The sequence below is a fragment of the Pseudomonas inefficax genome (genome assembly GCF_900277125.1).
In the GTDB taxonomy this organism is placed as follows: Bacteria; Pseudomonadota; Gammaproteobacteria; order Pseudomonadales; family Pseudomonadaceae; genus Aquipseudomonas; species Aquipseudomonas inefficax.
In genome coordinates, this window is the sequence record NZ_OPYN01000149.1 from 1 (window position 1) to 1670 (window position 1670).

Annotated in this window: 3 protein-coding genes; all 3 read left to right on the forward strand. The window is 60.7% G+C overall.

Annotation, left to right across the window (positions count from 1 at the left end; genetic code table 11):
- Nucleotides 1-430: C39 family peptidase (locus JV551A3_RS16435; protein WP_167494830.1), on the forward strand; the 430-nt coding region annotated here is incomplete at its 5' end.
- Nucleotides 431-476: 46 nt separating this feature from the next.
- Complete coding sequence (locus JV551A3_RS16440) at nt 477-1229, forward strand: hypothetical protein (RefSeq protein WP_133978936.1); 753 nt, start codon at nt 477-479, stop codon at nt 1227-1229.
- 46 nt (nt 1230-1275) lie between these two features.
- Nucleotides 1276-1670, forward strand: a 395-nt coding sequence (locus JV551A3_RS16445; protein ID WP_459565071.1) for a coiled-coil domain-containing protein, incomplete at its 3' end; no start/stop codon positions are given.

The following is a 1670-nucleotide window of genomic DNA, read 5'->3' on the forward strand; positions in this document are numbered from 1 at the left end:
CCACGCCGACCAGGACCTGGTGCGCACGCAAGGCTTCTCGATGCTGGACATGAAACGTTACGTGGAGAGCCTGGGGATGCGTGCCCGCGGCTACCGGGTGGCAGCCGAGACCCTGCACAGCGTACGCATCCCGGTCGTGGTGCTGATGGACGTGCGTGGCTACAAGCACTTCGTGGTCATGCAGAAGGTAGACAAGGGCTGGGTATATATCGGGGACCCGGTACTAGGCCACAAGCGCTACAAGGTCGACGACTTTCTCAAAGGCTGGAACGGCATCATCTTCGCCGTGATCGGCCAAGGCTACGACAAGAACAACGTCCTGCTCGACCCGCCCCTGCCCCTGACCGCAAAGGGCCGGGTGAACGACTTCACCCCGGTGCAGGATGCAGATCTGCTGGACTTCGGTTTCATCAAAAGCGACTTCTTCTAACGACTCTTGCAACGACAAGGAGCACGAGGCTCCGGGGAGCACCCCAATGAAGAATGCATTCTGGCTTGCAATTGCATGCCTGGCCGTCAGCCTTCCTACCCACGCCGAAACGTTCAAACCCATCGAGCTGAAGGACCATGAGCTGGCGAGCCTGCGTGGCCGCTATGTGATGCCCGGGCGAATCGTGAGTTTCGGTATTGTCATGTCCAGCACCTGGCAGAATGCCAAAGGGGACGTGATCGGTGCGACGAGCACGATGCAGATTCAACAATCGACGATCAAACCGCAATTCTATGTCTCGTTGATCGACGAAAACGGCAGTGGCACAACGTCAGCTGGAGCCACGGCAACGGGCACCGGTACCGTTACAGGCGGTGCCGGCCTCAACACCACAGAGGGTGTCACCCAGGTGGTGCGCGCAGCTGGCGACAACAACACCGCTTACAACAATGTCGCCATCAATGTCTCCAAGGCCGACCAGGCGCCTACCGTGCAGCCTCAGGGCCAGGTAATGGCAAACGGCCAGACGCTGACAGGCGCAAACGGCGCAGGGGCGCTGAGTGTGTCCGCCAGCGGCGTAGGGGTGCAGTTCAATATCAGTGCCAGTAACAACCAGGGCAGCAGCATGCAGCGCCTGGCGCAGGGTGGCCTGATGCAGAACTCGACGCTGCTGGGCAACGGCAACCGGGTCAATAACGTCACCACGCTCAATGTGGTGATGCGCGAAAGCGTGCCAACCGCCGCGTCGCTGAACGGTAGCCTCGATCAGCTCAAAGGGCTTCGCACATTTGGATACTGATCTACGCTCAGTCTCATCAAAAGTAGTCGGCAGGGACGGCAATTCCATGCACCGATCTTTATCGCTCAAAGCTTTTGTGTGTTTGACCACCTTGGCCCCGGCCACATTGCTCTACGCCGCAGCCGACCCTCAGGTCGAGGCTCTCAAGCAGGAACTGATGGAACTGAAACGCCGCTACGAAGCCCAGCAGCAAGCGCTGATGGTGCTGGAGCAGCGCGTGCGCCAGGTAGAGGAAACCCCGGCAGCACCGCCGCCCAAACGCCTGGTCAGGTCACCGGCCGAAGGGGTCAAGGGCGCGCAGACGGTGGCATCGGGCGCACCGGGCACCACCGGCAGCTCCTATGGCCAGGCGCTGACCGACGACGCGGAGCCTGCGCAAAGTGTTTCCAACCTGTATGACGAGGCCAGCGGCTTCTTCGGCGGNGGCAAGTTCAGCTTCGA

Bases quoted from the DNA above. Each gene is read 5' to 3' on its own strand.
- JV551A3_RS16440 (WP_133978936.1), top strand. From the start codon at position 477: ATGAAGAATGCATTCTGGCTTGCAATTGCATGCCTGGCCGTCAGCCTT.